This is a genomic window from Aquimarina sp. RZ0 (assembly GCF_008370685.1).
Classification (GTDB): Bacteria; Bacteroidota; Bacteroidia; order Flavobacteriales; family Flavobacteriaceae; genus Aquimarina.
This window is the reverse complement of the sequence record NZ_VTZU01000104.1, coordinates 1-19095: the sequence shown is the minus strand read 5'-3', so window position 1 is coordinate 19095 and position 19095 is coordinate 1. Positions and strand designations below refer to the sequence as shown.

The following is a 19095-nucleotide window of genomic DNA, read 5'->3' as shown; positions in this document are numbered from 1 at the left end:
TGATCGTATCGCCGGCATCAATGATACCATTGGCATTTGTATCAACATAGCTATCCGTCTTGGTGATATCCAATAAAGGCTGACTCAAGTCCGTAACGGTAGGATCATCAGGACTACCATCATTATCATCATCAGTAGCATCCGAAAGATCATCAGGATCGTCTGATAAACTTGTAATTAAATTTCCATTAGGATCGCCGCCATTAACTGTAGCAGTATTACTGTAATTTCCTGTAGTAATATCAGAAGATAAAATTGTATATGTAGCAGTAAACGTAGTATTATCAGAAGCACCTGCAGTAAGAGACGGAATAGGACCTCCTGATAGAATTACATTTGGATCGCTTTCGGTAAGACTTATACCTGTTATTGTGGCTGTTCCATTATTTGTAACTGTAAAGACATAATTGATCGTATCTCCTGCATCAATGATACCGTTACTATTCGTATCTACATAGCTATCTACTTTAGTTATTTCCAAATCATTATTTATAGTATCTCTCCAGTCTGGTTCTCCTCCAGGGCTATCTGTATCAGGGAAAGGATTAGTAGCTGTTTGTCCTCCATTAGTTGTATCTGGACTGGCCGTATCAGCATCAAATTCATCATCCAAGCCGTCTCCGTCAATATCCGTTCCTAAAGCTGTTAAATCGGGTGTAGTCCCAATAGTATCCGTTCCATCTACTACTCCATCATCATTACTATCATATGCTTCAATCGTATCATCTTCGCCATCTTCATCAGAATCAAGATCAATATAATCTGCTCCATCTGCCAATCCATCTGTATTAGCAGGAATGATAGGAGTTCCTGAAATTCCACAATTTACTATTGAACAATCAGTATCATACTGATCATCAATTCCATCCATATCTGTATCATTATTAGCTGGAGGCAAATAACCTGTAGTTGTTTGACCTTCAATAGTATCCACAATACCATCATCATCTGAATCAATATCCAGATAATTTGCTTCACCATTGGTATCAGTATTCACTGGATTTGCTGTTGTAGCTCCAATAGTATCATCGGACTCAACAGTATCAGCTAGACCATTTGCTCCAAAATCTCCTGGAGTACCGTCTATAATACCATCATTATTAGTATCTATAGCTCCATTATCCAACTGACCTGACTCAGTAAGATCTGTAATACCATCATTATCAGAATCCAGATCCAGGTGATTTGGTATGTTATCATTATCAAAATCTTCAAAAGTACAATTCCATGCCAATTCTGAAATTAGTATAGCTGTATCCATCGTACTTATTGTTGATCCAACATTGGTAAATTCGATAATTATAGCATCAACAGCTTTTGTGAAATTGAGATTTACATCTGCATCAGTTCCAGAAGTTACCTGAGTATTCCCTTGAAATACACCTCCTCCTAAAACATCTACTGCAGGGCCTGCTGTAAAATTAGTGCCATTAATCAAATTAATTGGTGTACCGCCATTAGAGGCCATAATCGTTACCTGATCTGTAAATTCATCTACTCCTGTTCTCTCATCAATATCAACTACAGAAAAATTTAACCCAATAACCGGTTGATCAAATGTTATTTCGTATCTAATAGTTGATCCATTACTAATTTCATCAATATTTGCCTGTAACTGAACTCCTAGCGTACCATTAAAAGTCATACTTAATGCAGTAAAACTAGCTATTCCTGCGTCTGATAATGCATTAGAAGCTGTTACCAATGTACCGTCTCTTGTAATTGTGGCAGTTGTAGGTATAATACTAGATGCCGGATTACCTGTCCAGGGGTCTGTAGCAGTATCCCAACCTAAAGTTGAACCCCCTGTCGGACAATTATATTCTTCTACATCTAAAATACCATCATTATCATCATCCAGATCTACGGCATCCCCAATTCCATCACCATCATAGTCTTCAAAAATTAAATCACAAGCGTCAGGTGTTCCATCACCATCTCCATCCGGGCCTCCTATTTGTTGATAATCATCCGTTAAATCTGTATCACCATCTACCGGATCTGTATAGGAAGCAGCAATAACGGTACCATCTGGATCTATAATTGTAGTTGGATCAGCTGGGTCTACACCAAATACTCCAGAATCACCACCATCGGCGGTAGCATCATTATATGCTTCATTGGCATCACTACAGCCATCACCATCACTATCCAATGTTAAATAATCCAAGCTCCCATCACTTCCTGTATCTGTAGGTGCAATAATTCCTGTTCCACCATTAGCTTCTGATGGAATACCGCTCGTTGCTGTATTATCCTCATTGTTATCATCGTCATCATGTAAACCGTCATCATTTGTATCTATCCCCCCTGCCTCTATCACATCATAGATACCATCATTATCAGAATCAAGATCAAAATGATTAGGAACACCATCACCATCTGTATCAAATACTGAATCTAAAGTATCACATATTCCATCAAGATTTATATCAGTACATACTGGTGTCGTTCCACTTCCATTATCATTAAAATCCTGATAATTTGGAATACCATCCCCATCAGCATCTGCTGAGGGGTCTATCCCAAGACTATTTTCAACTGTGTCCAAAATACCATCATTATCATCATCCAAATCAACAGTATCCGGAATTATATCGCTATCTGTATCTAATAAATCTCTCCAGTTAGGCTCTCCTCCAACTACATCTGTATCTGGAAAATCACCTGACACCTCTCCATTATCAGTTGGATTCAGAATCGGAGTAGTACTTAGATTTATCTGATCATAAGCATCATCTAATCCATCTCCATCACTATCGGCATTTGAGGCTGCTATATCAATAACACCATCGCCATCTGTATCATATCCTTCAAGATTATCACTCTCCCCATCTGCATCACTATCTAAATCTAAATAATCTGGTATGATGTCTCCTGTTGCACTATCTGTATTTATAGGCACTATAGCAGTGCCACTACCGGCTACCGGAGCAGTAATATCTGTATCATCAACAGGGTCATAAGCATCATCGATACCATCCCCATCTGTATCTGTTCCTGTTGGAGAAATATAGCCAACCGTAGGCTGTGACTCTATATTATCCTGAATACCATCATCATCTGCATCAATATCTAAATAATCCGCACCGTCTGTCCCAAAACTATTCACCGGAGTCGTAGCTGTAGTATTAATACTGTCATCATCTGCATCTACCTCATCGGGAATACCATTAGCTCCAACACTAACAACGCCACCTGTATCAATACGACCATCATTATCGCTATCTGTAGCTAAAGGATTTCCACTCTCTACTACATCATAGACCCCATCGTTATCACTATCCAAGTCAATAGTATTTGGGATACCATCGCCATCAAAATCAGAAATATTACAATTACTGGCACTTAATCGGAAGTTATCAAATGTTACAAAACTATTCCCAGAAGTATCTTCGGATGCAAATAACAATAAGCGTACTTTATAAGTCGTATTAGGTGATAATGGAAAATTGGGAATCACCTGAAACTCTTCGTGACTAGGGTCATTCAATGCATTGCCTCCTGGAAAAGCACTCCCATCTGATGTACGAACCGTCTGAACACCGGGAACTAATATTGCTGAGGAACTAAAATTGTCTGCACTGATCTCTAATTGATAGCTAAAATCTGCATAAATCGGAAACTGAACCGGGTTGGCTGATAAATTTACTCCTCTGGTCGTTTCAAAAGTACCTGCCAAAAAGGTAGTCACATCCTGAATATTGATAAATCGACCTAAGACGGTTTCAGTTGATAAAGTAGTAAAACTATATTCTACATAATCTCCATTGGTCATAGCCGTAGCTGCATCAGGGCTATCTGCACCACTAACATAGTAATATCCATGAGACCCTACATTATTTGACGGATCTAACGATTCATCTACTAATCCCGGACCTATCATTGCAGTACCTACGGTAGCTTCGACAAGAGTATTATCTACAAAGTTGGGCTCGTATCTATTTAATTTTGGAGTTCCTGTATTTCCATTGTTTCCGTTACCGATACCTGCTGGATTGGGATCCCATCCTGCCAGTAGACTCGGAGCATTTCCGGCTGGATCACAATCACTCTCATCCCTATCTAGAATACCATCATTATCATCATCAAGATCTACCGCATCATTGATCCCATCACCATCGGTATCAATGGGTTCGACTGGATCACGATAATCTACATCCGTATCGGTCTGGGTTGCATCACCAACATCTGTATTCGGAGTATCTATAGACCCACCGTCTAAATCATTATTTACATCAGGAATGGAGTTATCTGCATCATAGGCATCTAATAAACCATCGCCATCTGTATCATTTGCATTTGTTGCCAGAGACAAACCACCTTCAACTGTATCAGTTAAACCATCATTGTCACTATCCAAATCTAAATAATCCGGAATCGTATCGGTATCACTGTTCTCAATAGTAACTATACCAGTTACCTGATCATAAACTGTAGGGATACCTGTTGTACCAACATCTCCCGGGCCTACAACACCATTGGTTCCAGGTGAAATATATCCTATTGTAGGTTGTGCTTCTACATTATCAGGAATACCATCATTATCCGAATCTATATCCAGATGATTTGGTACTCCATCCAGATCAGTATCGTATACATCGGCAATACCATCACCATTACTATCTGCATAATTTGTTGTAGAACCATCTCCCGCATTTCCATCATCAATAACATCTATATAATTCAAAACACCATCTCCATCTTCATCTCCATCAAAAGTATTTATCCCATCTTCTTCTTCATCCAAAATACCATCATTATCATCATCAAGATCGGCTGTGTCTGGTACTCCGTCCATATCTGTATCATTGATTTCTCTCCAGTTTGGTTCAGCCCCTGGCATATCTGTATCCGGAAAAGGATTCGTAGCCGTTTGTCCTCCATTGGTAGGATTCGTAGTTATTGAACCAGTTGTTAATGTAATATCATCAAAATTATCATCTAATCCATCTCCATCTGAATCTGTATTAGCAGGTACTGTATCTGCGACACCATCCTGATCTGTATCATACGCTTCGATTGTATCACTTTCTGCATCTCCGTCACTATCTGTATCTAAATAATCCGGAATCGCATCACTATTAGTAAAAGTTGCATCTGTATTGGTAGGTATAATTGAAGTACCTCCATTGTCCGGATCATACTGATCATCTACTCCATCACCATCAGTATCAATACCTGAAGGTGCCTGATACCCTAGAGTAGTTTGAGCTTCTATATTATCAACAATACCATCATCATCAGCATCTATATCCAAATAATCTGGTGCATCAGTACCGAAACTATTAATAGGTATTGTTGCTGTTGCATTCAATGCATCATCATCACTATCAACTTCATTAGGAATACCATTAGCTCCCACGTTAACTACGCCTGCTGTATCAATTATACCATTATTATCTGTATCCGATGCATTAGGATCTCCTCCTTCCACAAGGTCATAAATTCCATCATTATCACTATCCAAATCAAATATATTCGGCACACCATCTTTATCTGTATCAGGACATAAAGACAAACTGAATAAACCAGTATTAAATCCTCCCGTTCCTGTTAGATCTATTAAGTTATTATAAAGAATATTTATGCCAGAAATAGGTTCATTTGTTGTTATTCTAAATTCAGCAAAAGGTGTAGAACCTCCCGCTCCTCCTCCCGGTGCTGCTCCTATAACCAAAGCATCTCCTACAACCCTGGCATCTGCTGCAGGATTACTTTCTATAATTATCCATTGAAATGTTGGAGAAGCTCCAATAGGACGTAATTCAAAAAAGTCAGACTGGTTAATTGATGATCCAACCGGCGATCCATTATCAAAAGGTGTTCCGAATGTGGGATATTGAGGTGTATCAAAGGTAATATCATTGAAGAAACTTGCTCCTGTTTCAGCACCTATAAATCGGTATCGAATAACATCTCCTCCATTAACATCTGTGACTTGAGAAGATCCATTTGTACCATTATAAGTAACTGATCCAACAGTTATATTTGTAGGTAACAAATCTCCATTACCATTACCAGCTGCATTTATAAAATTAGTTGCTGTTCCCACACCTCCAGAAAGCGGTGTAAAATTCACAGACTGAAAAGGACATTCAGTACTATCCAAAATACCATCATTATCATCATCCAAATCGACGCTATCAGGTATCGTATCATTATCTGAATCAATAGGTTCTATGGGGTCTCGATAATCAACATCAGTATCTGTTTGTCCTGAAATACCTGTATCTGTATTTGGAGTATCTGATGAACCATTGTCTAAGTCATTATTTACATCTGCAGTAGTATTATCTATATCAAAAGCATCTAATAAACCGTCGCCATCTGTATCATTCATATTTGTTGGTATGGTTAGCCCTGCTTCGATTGTGTCAATAGTTCCGTTATCATCACTATTGCTATCCAAATAATCAGGAATACCATCTGTATCATTGTTTACTGATGCCAAAGTTGTATCTAAGCCTGTTACAGGGTACACTGTAGGAATTCCTGTTACCGAATCCACATCTGCAGGTGTTACTACCCCATTTGTTCCCGGGGATATATATCCTATTGTAGGTTGTGCTTCTACATTATCAGGAATACCATCATTATCGGAATCAATATCCAGATGATTGGGCACTCCATCCAGATCAGCATCATATACATCGGCAATATTATCACCATTAGTATCTGTATAATCAGTTACAGAACCATCTCCCGCATTTCCATCATCAACAACATCTAAATAATTCAAAATACCATCACCATCCTCATCACCATCAAAAGTATTTATCCCATCTTCGTTATCATCCAGGATACCATCATTATCATCATCAAGATCTGCATTATCCGGCACTCCGTCATTATCTGAATCATTAATTTCTCTCCAATCAGCTTCTCCTCCAGGCATATCAATATCTGGAAAATCACCTGACACCTCTCCATTATCAGTTGGATTCAGAATCGGAGTAGTACTTAGATTTATCTGATCATAAGCATCATCTAATCCATCTCCATCACTATCGGCATTTGAGGCTGCTATATCAATAACACCATCGCCATCTGTATCATATCCTTCAAGATTATCACTCTCCCCATCTGCATCACTATCTAAATCTAAATAATCTGGTATGATGTCTCCTGTTGCACTATCTGTATTTATAGGCACTATAGCAGTGCCACTACCGGCTACCGGAGCAGTAATATCTGTATCATCAACAGGGTCATAAGCATCATCGATACCATCCCCATCTGTATCTGTTCCTGTTGGAGAAATATAGCCAACCGTAGGCTGTGACTCTATATTATCCTGAATACCATCATCATCTGCATCAATATCTAAATAATCCGCACCGTCTGTCCCAAAACTATTCACCGGAGTCGTAGCTGTAGTATTAATACTGTCATCATCTGCATCTACCTCATCGGGAATACCATTAGCTCCAACACTAACAACGCCACCTGTATCAATACGACCATCATTATCGCTATCTGTAGCTAAAGGATTTCCACTCTCTACTACATCATAGACCCCATCGTTATCACTATCCAAGTCAATAGTATTTGGGATACCATCGCCATCAAAATCAGAAATATTACAATTACTGGCACTTAATCGGAAGTTATCAAATGTTACAAAACTATTCCCAGAAGTATCTTCGGATGCAAATAACAATAAGCGTACTTTATAAGTCGTATTAGGTGATAATGGAAAATTGGGAATCACCTGAAACTCTTCGTGACTAGGGTCATTCAATGCATTGCCTCCTGGAAAAGCACTCCCATCTGATGTACGAACCGTCTGAACACCGGGAACTAATATTGCTGAGGAACTAAAATTGTCTGCACTGATCTCTAATTGATAGCTAAAATCTGCATAAATCGGAAACTGAACCGGGTTGGCTGATAAATTTACTCCTCTGGTCGTTTCAAAAGTACCTGCCAAAAAGGTAGTCACATCCTGAATATTGATAAATCGACCTAAGACGGTTTCAGTTGATAAAGTAGTAAAACTATATTCTACATAATCTCCATTGGTCATAGCCGTAGCTGCATCAGGGCTATCTGCACCACTAACATAGTAATATCCATGAGACCCTACATTATTTGACGGATCTAACGATTCATCTACTAATCCCGGACCTATCATTGCAGTACCTACGGTAGCTTCGACAAGAGTATTATCTACAAAGTTGGGCTCGTATCTATTTAATTTTGGAGTTCCTGTATTTCCATTGTTTCCGTTACCGATACCTGCTGGATTGGGATCCCATCCTGCCAGTAGACTCGGAGCATTTCCGGCTGGATCACAATCACTCTCATCCCTATCTAGAATACCATCATTATCATCATCAAGATCTACCGCATCATTGATCCCATCACCATCGGTATCAATGGGTTCGACTGGATCACGATAATCTACATCCGTATCGGTCTGAGTTGCATCACCAACATCTGTATTCGGAGTATCTATAGACCCACCGTCTAAATTATCATTAACATCAAATGGAGCACCACTTACAGTATTTACGTCATCATAATCATCTAATAAACCATCTGCATCAATATCATTTGTATTACTTGACTGACTTTCGCCTGATTCTATAACATCTAATATTCCATCTCCATCACTATCTATATCTAGATAATCAGGGCTACCATCACTGTCATTATTAACACTTGCCAACGTAATATCCAACCCTGTAGATGAATATACTGAAGGGATTCCATTTGCAGGATCAACATCGGCAGGACCAACAACTCCATTAGTCCCCGGAGCAATATATCCAACAGTAGGCTGAGCTTCTACATTATCGGGGATTCCGTCATTATCCGAGTCTATATCTAAACAATCAACTAAACCATCACCGTCAGTATCAATAGTTCTTATATTCTTAGAAGCTAGAATAAATTCATCTAAATAAATATTTTCAGATCCTGAATCAATAGCTCCAGTTTGTGATACTAATGCTACATAAATATCTCCACCTGTATAAACAAAAGAGTTAGAATATTTCATCCAGGTATTATTTGCCATCACATCAGCTGGATCTCCTGCATCATTATTTACTGTCCCCGAAGGTGTCCACGCTCCTGGAATTACAGAATCATTTACAACAACAGGTGGTGAAGCAAAATTAAATGTCCCGTTTCCAAACCATATTAAAATTTCAGAATCAGTATCAGAGCTCCGTCCTCCTACAAGTCCTACATCGTAATTAAATCCTTGGGAATATAAAAACTCTACGACAATTTCGTCTCCATTCAACACCCCTATTAACTTTAATTCTGCTGCAGTATATACAAGCCCTATACCATCATTATCTACAGAATTAGGTGTATTATCAATAGCTTGTAGCACTCCAAATGAAAAACCATCAGCACTTCTAAACCAAGGACTTGTTTCCATATCCTGAACAAAATCAGGACTTCTATTTGTAATAATATTTGGAGTTGATGAAAAATTAAAATCACTTTGAAAATTATTTTTTGGATTTGCCTGTGTTTGCGTATTCGGAATATCTGCTATTGCTTCAAAATCTTCTTTAATGATAATAACAGATGGAAAATTATCTGCAGTTATAAAAAAACCTGGACATTCAATATCATCAAGTATTCCATCATTATCATCGTCTAAATCCATAACATTATCCACTCCATCATTATCATAATCAACACTTACTGCAGGACCCGTAGGGTCATCAATTTGAGCATTTGGCAGCGTATCGTCCCCAAGTACACCATCTGTAAGGTCATATGTTATAGTTAATACATCAAATCCATTAATGTTTTCGATTTGTTGTACTATCGAGACAATACTTCCATCACGATATTGAAAATCTGTACCTCCAGGGGTAGATGGTCCAAATTTTCGGTAAGCATCCAGTTCGGTAAGTGTAGAGAGCCCCCACCAATAATATTTTATCCTGGCTGATTCTCCTATAGTATTACATTGCAGCGAAAAGTCAACCAATCCCAGAGGGTAGTCATAAGAACCATCTTCTGCCAAACCAGCTTCTGTAACTAATGTCATTCCTGTAATCTGGTTACAATCTCCATTAACAGGTGTCGTAGAGGTAATTTCTATCGCGACATAACTCCCATCTAATGTTGGTATGGATGCTACATCGGGCTGTATACTATCCAACATCCCATCATCATTAGCATCCCCTCCATTAGGTCCATTATCTTCTATAGATGCATTTACACCATCCATATCATCAGGAATACAGGCAATAGCATTTGCCGCATCTTTACTGGCACCAACTCCTTGACCTGTTCCCGCAGTAGTAGGTACTCCTTGATCTACGCCAGGAGTAGCGCCAACAGTATTACCTAAATTGCTTATTACAATATTTCCATTACCATCTGATAATGTTCCCTGAGCCACTTGTCCATCAGCTGTTTCTGTAAAACTGCCACTACCTTCTATGTAATCAGGGCAACTATCATTATCAGAATCAAGGTCTAAACTATCGGGTATGGTATCATTATCTGTATCTGTACATACAGTGACATTATCTACAGTTACACCAAAACTAGGATCAGTAGGTGCTGTTTCTGAAATAATATAGGTAAACCTGTCAATAGCACCGTTTATTAAGACTTTTACTTGTTGATCCGTACCGGTATTAAAATTATTTGAAAAGCTAGTACCAGTATAGGTGCCGGAAGTTTCAGAAATTAAACTACCGGGAATTACAGTAATTGCTACCGGATTTCCGTTTAATGTTGCTTCAAAAGACACAAACTCATCAGTATCCAGATCATACATTGTAAATTCTAACGCTTCTACAGGCACTGGAAAACTTAATATCTGATCCAAAGGTGCTGCTCCACTAATCGAAGACCTCAATAAATCTACACCTGGAGCTGAACCTCCTAAAGCAGTAGAATTGAGCGGCCCAAAAATAGTAGTCCCTGCTGCTGCAGTAGCTGTTAAAAATTCTATATCATCAGGAAGTAACACCGGAGCTAATGTCAATACTGAAGACCCCGAACCATCTGCTACAGTAGTCACCGCAGTAAAATCTATAGCACCAGAACCTTTTTCATCACTATCCAGAATACCATCATTATCATCATCAAGATCTGTAATATCTTCTACCCCATCACCATCACTATCTGTACAGTTTTCTGATGAGCCGTTCTGGCTGATTCCGACTCCTTGTCCTGTAGAAGCAATAGCAGGTATACCATTAGTAGTAGCTGTATTTCCTACTGTATTACCCAAGTTAGTAGTAACCGTGCCTCCGTTACCATCTCCAAGTGTTCCCAGAGCTGTTTGACCATTTACAGATTCTGTAAAGGTATTATCACCTTCTACAAAATCAGGACATCCGTCATTATCACTGTCCAGATCCAGATAATCATCTATACTATCAGAATCAGTATCACAAAATATCAAGGTTCCTAAAAAACTTGTTAAAGTTACCTGATGCCTGTTCCTCAAAATATCTGTAGACGCTGAAAAACCAAAAAATGCAGCATCAGATCCTGCTAAACGGTTATTGATAATATCATCGGTAAATGTACCTACTGTCACTCCATCAAAAGACCAGGTCAATACCTGTGCTGTTGCATCCCAATTAATCGTGATATCATGAAATATCCCATCTTCGATTTCTCCTCCAGTACCTATAGAAGCTTGTGGTATATCTCCAATATGATTAAAAGGATTTCCCGGACTACCACTTATAGGATTTGTCCCAGCATCGGTATCCCAGATAGCTGTATGATCTACCTTACGGGAAAAAACACCTCCAAATGGCGGAAGAAAATCAGGAAGAGACGCACCTTCATCTCCTCCAAAAAATGTATTATCAAAGGTATCAAACTCAATAGCAATACCATTTACAATGGTAGAAGCTCCGATCCCCGAACCTCCCTCACCAATCGTACTAGTTGCTGCTGGGTCATTATGTAAAATAAAAGTGATCCCATCTCCTCCTCCAACTTCTGCACTAGCTGCATCTCCATCACCCAGATTAGTATCATTATTAGTTCCAAAATTAGCACTGTAAGAGAGTGTAAAATCTTCTGTCATATCAATTTGCAAGGTCGATATTGCCGACCCTACATTATTATCTGCATCAGCTGTTAATTCAATCGTATCTAGATTCGAAGAGTCAAAAGAAGCGTCTCCATTGACACCCGTTGCACGAGAAATATCTATTGCTCCTGCAACACTTATATTAGGATCTCCACACTCAATATGATCCGGAATACCATCATTGTCATCGTCAAGATCTACTACATCTACTTCACCATCATCATCAGAATCTACTGCTGATCCATTAATCGTGATAATCAAATTAGCAGTATCTGTATCTCCCGTATTATCTATCGTATCTATTAATGTGTAAGGAATTGTATCAATAAGTATACTTCCTGCTGCCAGAGATATCACTGCCGGATTAAGAGGATCCAGTGTATAGATATAGCTACCGTCACTATTTACAGTAATAAATCCATAAGTTGTAGCCATTTGTACACCGATATTAGCTGGATTACCATCCAGTTCGCTAATACGGGGTGCCCCAGTACCTTGCCAATTCAGGTCTGATACTCCAGCTATTTGCCCTCCATTATCAGCTGCTGTTGCATCAGGACCATAATTATAAGATAAGACTACCTGATCTACAGGAGTATCAAAATATATATTTACATTACCGTGTGCATCTTGTGGTGGAACAGATCCTGTGCCATAAAAAGTATCTGATCCTACTTGTACCACAGAACCTGATATTTGCGGAATATAGCTAACATCAGATCCTGCCAGACTTCCGGTTACAGTCATCTGATCTTGCCAGGAATCTCCTTGTGACCAATCAATATCTGACAGAGTAAATGATAAGTTTACTACCGGCTCATCAAAATCAATTGTCAATGCTGTTGATTGAGAAGGGTTCACTGTGGCATCAATTGCAAATAAAAGATATCCAAAATGTCCTCCATTAGTTCCTGTTTGGGCTATTACCTGATTTTGATCTGCAATTCCTATTCCATCAGGATCTGCTGATGTAAAATTAAGAGATACTCCTGTAGTGGGTTCTACTCTTGATTCACCATCTATAGGCGCAGAAAAACCTACAAATACTCCTCCAGGTGCGCTAAATTGATCTTCCCAAATGAACTGTGCCAGAGGTCTATCTCCAGAATCTACCCCAAAACCATCATCATCAAAAATAATACTACCGGTAGCAGTAGGATTCGTAACTACCGTTACACTATTTTGATTATCCGTTGCTACAGGTAATTCATCAACTCCATCTATGGTAATCGTAATAAAACCATAATCAATGTTTCCATTAAGATCCTCTACCCCATACGAAATAATATCAATCAATATAGCCCCACTTCTTAGACCTAATACTGCGATATTATCTGTATCCACCAAATAGTCATAATCACCATTTGGTAATACTGTAATAGAGCCGTAAATAGATGAAAAAGAACTTCCTACGGCTCCTGATACTCCATTTACTTCGAATATTGTAAGGGTATCTGATGCTGATAGGTCGGTATCATTTGCTAATAAATTTCCTGAGGATGGTGTAGCATCGTTTGCTAACAAATTATCTGTATCATCTACTGCAGTCGGAAAATACTGAGCATTTATAACAGAGGTTGCTGATAATGTATCATCTGGATCTGTAACGTCCACGATCATGTACCTTGGCCCTTCTGTTCCTCCTCCCGCAGTTCCTGTATGTGCATATCTTATATTATATAAGTATGATTGTAAATTAGTGGTTAGGATAGGAGCACCTCCTAAATCTGTAATTTCAAAAACTCCGGACGAAATTATAGTAAACCGAAAAGTATTTGATCCATATACTCTGTCCAATGCTGTTATCGGACCAGGTCCTGCAGTATTTATGGGGAGCGAACCTATCTGTGTAATACCATCTGGCTCATAAAAAAATAAATTATCCTGCCCATCTGGAACTCCAGCAGGCACGCCCGATGCGTTACTGGAAAATGTAAGTCGCACATTAGTAACACCCGAGGTTGTAACTGAAATAATATTGTCAATGGTGACTGTCGGAAAAATAAAACCTACACGTGCTATTACACTATTGTCTGTACCGGGTAGTGCCCCATTAAGATCGACTGTTGTTACTGATTTTGCCGTAAAAACTGACTGTTGTAACAAAGAAAAATCTTTAGGACTTTGCAACAAATTATTTTGCACTCCCAAAACGTTAAGATCGTTTTTACTATGATCCGAATATATAGGATCTGCCTGAATATTTTGTAACGATACGGAGTGTTCATGGTGTAAGTTTTGCTGACACCGAACTTTACAAAAAGGCAAAGTATAAACTGATACACAACTTAATATCAGTATAACCTTCCAAATATTTTTTTCTATAGTTTTATCCCAAATCGCGAATTGTGTGAAAATTTTCATAAGTATTAGTCTGGGTGTATTATTTAATATATTAATCTTGAAAAAAGATGTAACATTCATCATATTCGTTTTATACCTCGTTGATCATTTTTAGACAAAATATCTATTATATATTATTGTTTCTGCATCCTTGAATACAAAGGCACGATCTTTAAAGTAGCTATATATGAATCTTAGTATTTTTTCATAAAAGAGACGTTGACTACCTAAATTTTCTGATCGGTACTCTATTTCCATTATTGTTCCTTTTATGGGAATAATAAAAGTACATTTCTCTAGTAGCCTCTGTTCTGACTCATTGCTTACAATATTTTTATCTTTAGCATTATAATCATCAGGCATCTTTTTGTTGTTGTTTCTCATCTCAAAACTCAAGGAGGTTAAAGGAAAAAATCTACTATAAATATGCTTCCAGATCAATGTCAAAGGCTGTTTGATATCCACCAAAAAACTATTTCTCAATACAATAGTTTGAAGAAGATTGAAAAACAAAAAAACAGCTATGAATGTATTTTGACATATGCTACTTATAAAATTCCTGTGTGTGCTTAATACGATTGGGTATTTTTTTTTCATATCAATGTTATATACTATCTACAACTGTTATTTTCTGATGGAAATAATAGTTTTCTTGATTAGAAAACTTTGTTAGAAACTGATTATCAGTTTTTTTTATCTCAAAAGGAGTTTTTTGTAAAACAACATTAATACTGTCTATCAATTGAGACAGTATGAAAGATGTCTTAAAAAGTATGTTAACGTTCAAAATACATACAGTATGGCTGTAGGTTTTTGTCAGTTTATCATTATATTTCGGAAGAAAATTAATATACCTGGTATACGGAGGAAGAATACCTTTTATTAATAGTAGTACATAATTACTAACTGTATTCCAGATACAGGAATAATATATCATAATGGTTGATTTAGTCTTAAGTTAATCGTTAGCAAGACCCTGTTTTTGTTCGCTCGCCAAAGTTGTACAATTACAGGGTTGTTTTATATTTTTATTCTATTTCTTATTTATACATCCTTTCATCAATTATTAACATTTTATTTGTACTCCTCCACATGATTCCAGAATATCAATACAGGGTATTACTTCACATGAATTAATATCCACCATATAGACGCGACATAGTATCAAAAGTATAAGTGTAAAAAAAGCTGGTAATAAAACATGTTTTATCACAATCATTCTTAAATCTATAATTGTAATCTTATTCATACAATGATCATTTTTTAGCACTTCTACTTTTTGTTGATCTTAAAGATTTTTATTAGGAAAACTGTATCATCAAAATAACATCTTCTTAATAGACTATGAATATAATTATATAAAACACCTTTTATAACAATAGTGGGGTGGGAAAAATAAGTTATAAAACAGTATTTCTTTACATCTAATTTTTTTTAAGTTACTACAAAGATGATATTTGCTTTTTTTTAACAATATAAATTTATACATAAAACATTGATTTTACGTATACTATACACTCAAAATAATTACGCATTTACCATAATGTTAATTTTTGTTTTTACAAATCATCAAATTATACATAAAAATCAAAAGTAATAGCTAATAAGCATTTATTATTCAATAAAAAGTGTAAAATTCCCTATTTTTTTATTAATATCAAATTTTAAAACAAGGGAAATTCTAACTATTTTATAAATATATAAGGGCAAAATATCAATTTTAACATTTTTAGACATAAAAAAAATTAACATTTTACTCATCAAAAAAACATCTACTCACAATAAAAAAAAGTGTATTTTAACCATAAAAACAATACGTTAATCGTTGTTAAAACTAATAACTTTTAGAGCATAAACTACTATTCTACAAGTACAATCTAATTTTAAATCACTGTAAATCAGACAAAAGAACTAAATAACATTTATTAAATAGCAGGTTTAATCAAAATTTCTTCAGCCTCAAATATAAATTATTAAAAATCAGGCATTCCCATAGAAAAAGTCCGGATTACTGAAAAAAAATCCTATAAAAGTTTTATTAAAAAAATGCATTTGACACATAGAATTATTCTCAAAAGAAATATCCAGAAAACTTTAAAAGGCATATCTAATGAATCTAGAAATACTGTATTGACATAGATTGGAACCTAAGTTTCTCTCTTATTTTTATAAAAATTACTCTGTTCGCCCAAACGAACTGATTTCGAGTAGTAACTTAAGAGAGGTAGTATATTTAGAGTTTGTCAAATAGTAGGTATATCGGATGTTCGTTATTAATGTATTTCAATACAATTTCTCTTTAGTATTATTCCCAAAAAAATCAACTGATAGACCAATTTTTTTATAATAGTTTACTTCTTATCCAAAGTCATAATACAAGTAATCAGCAATTTAACACAAAAAAAAGATAGCAATTGTAATTGCTACCTTTTTTAAATACTATAAAAACTAAACCCTGTATTATCTGGATCTAGATATGTTGTTTCCTCTCCTATACAAAACCTCTTTTACGAGCTTCTTCCAGTAATTTTTGATCATCCGCTTTGGCAATAGAAAACATTTCTTTTATCTGATTTTTGCGTTTTTCTATAGCACTTAACGATAAGCTGACATAATTAGGTAAATTCTTTGTTTTTACCCCTCTGGACAGGTGATATAAAATCTTTAAATTCTTTTCGTCCAGTGAGAAGTTATTAGTCATCATTTTTCTAAAATGATTATTCACCGTAGCACTATAATAAGGTGTACCACTCACAATATTATTAAACGCAAGTAATAATTCACTAGAGGTAAGATCACTCTTAATCAGGAATCCAGAAGGATTAATGTTTTTAAGGATATTATGTATCCTGTGATCTTCTCTATGCATGGTAAGAATAATTATCTTGGCTCTTGGCAATAATTCCTTTGCATGTTTCGCAAGATCTTCTCCAGAAGTAATCGAACCATCAGAAGATGGTGGTAATTTAATATCTATAAAAAGCATATCATAAGGAGTGGTCTTAGAAGATTTAAGAATACTCTCATACGCATCATCACAATTAGATGCGATATCAATCTTGATCTGGTATTCTTTTTGATTTTCTCCTAATAAGGTGTTCTTGTACCCCTCAATAATCATGGGGTGATCATCAATCATAAGAACTTTAAGCTTTTTCTTCATATCTTGTTAGTTTGTTATGCTTCATCAATCTATCGATACTCATAATAACTACATAAAAATAGTTATTAGTATATGTTCGACATTATTTTTGATGGTTTTTAAAAGATTAATTTACATTGGTACGCCAACAGAAACCTTGGTTCCTGCTTCTTGATTACTAATAAAATCTACTACTCCATTCATTTGTTTTACTCTGGATGTAATATTTTTTAACCCAATTCCTCTTTTTACCTTACTACTTTTGAATCCTATTCCATCATCTAAAATAGTAAGATTTATTTTATCATCCACGTAATTGAAACTAATTTTTACGATACTTGCCTGTGCGTGCTTAAAAATATTCTGTAGCGACTCCTGTATAATACGGAACAGGTTTACTTTTTTCTGATTGTCTACTGACTCCCAATCTATATTCTCATCATTATCAAACTCAAATTCTATCTTATGTACAGAGCACAAATCACTGACCAAACTTTCTACCACATCTACATAAGCAATCTCTGGTGACAAAGTTTCTGTCCCCAGATCATGAGATATCAATCGGATTTCGCGCTCTATTGATTTAAGCTCTTCTATATATTTATTTCTGGCGTCTGTAAATCCGTCATTAGCCCGCTGATTAATCCCATCCAGGCTTAATCGCACCCCAAACAAACGACCTAATATACCATCATGTAATTCTTCTGACATACGGTGCTGCTCCATCTTACGACCTTCTTCCAACTTTACCTGCTGGCTGAGTAATAACCGATAAATCTCCTGATTGGATTGCTGCTGTTTTTGCTCAAATAATAACTCTTTATTACTCTGCTGCTGCCTGAATATAATATACCCTAATAAGAATAGCACCGATAATCCTAAGATTGTAATGACCAAAATTTGGTTTTCTTTGCTGATTTTAGCTATTTTTTCTACTTTTTCTTCTGTTTCAAAACGGATACGTGCAAATTTATCCTTAAATAATCGTTCTTCTCTTTGCAAACTATCATTTAATTTTATATACCTATGAGCATATCGTAACCCATTATTACTATCAGAAACTTCAGATAATAATCGATATGAACGAAGCAATTCTTCATTATTCTTTATTCTTAAAGAAGCTTTTTCTGCTTTTTTCCCAAAAACTTTTGCTAAACTATCATCACTGATCTGCTTATAATACTCTGCCAAATGTAATGTATTAGTTGAAATCCCAGATAAATCTTTAATACTATCTCTTATAGCTAATGATCTATAAAACAATTCCGGTAATTCATTTTCAAAATTATTTGATAGAAGATCAACATAAGCTAAATTATCTAATAACATGGCAAAAGGCTTTGGATTTGTCGCTAAAAACATTTTATATTTCAACGCTTTATTATAAAATTCTTTAGCCTTTACATATTTCTTTTGTGACTTGTATACAGTACCTATATTATTATTCTGACTAACGTAAAATTACACTACTGATTTACAGTTATTTGCAAATCATCATTAGTTAATCCAAATTTATCAATTTGTTTTCTAATTCTTTTCACTAGTCCTAGTTTTCTTTTTTGATCGAGGT

The 19095-nt window shown here is 36.2% G+C and carries 5 protein-coding genes; all 5 read right to left on the bottom strand.

All coding sequences use genetic code 11. The features are described from left to right. Positions 1–14404: VCBS domain-containing protein (locus F0000_RS24780; protein WP_188112268.1), on the bottom strand; the 14404-nt coding region annotated here is incomplete at its 3' end. A 90-nt stretch (positions 14405–14494) separates the two neighbouring features. After that, a complete protein-coding gene (locus tag F0000_RS24775; protein WP_149627408.1) occupies positions 14495–14767 on the bottom strand; it encodes a hypothetical protein in 273 nt (90 codons plus the stop codon). A 220-nt stretch (positions 14768–14987) separates the two neighbouring features. Then, positions 14988–15320, bottom strand: a complete 333-nt coding sequence (locus F0000_RS24770; RefSeq protein ID WP_149627407.1) for a hypothetical protein — start codon at positions 15318–15320, stop codon at positions 14988–14990. A gap of 1554 nt (positions 15321–16874) precedes the next feature. Then, entirely contained in the window at positions 16875–17546 is a 672-nt protein-coding gene (locus F0000_RS24765) for a response regulator (RefSeq protein WP_149627406.1), read from the bottom strand. A 111-nt stretch (positions 17547–17657) separates the two neighbouring features. Then, positions 17658–18887, bottom strand: a complete 1230-nt coding sequence (locus F0000_RS24760; protein WP_149627405.1) for a sensor histidine kinase — start codon at positions 18885–18887, stop codon at positions 17658–17660. Positions 18888–19095: the final 208 nt, after the last annotated feature.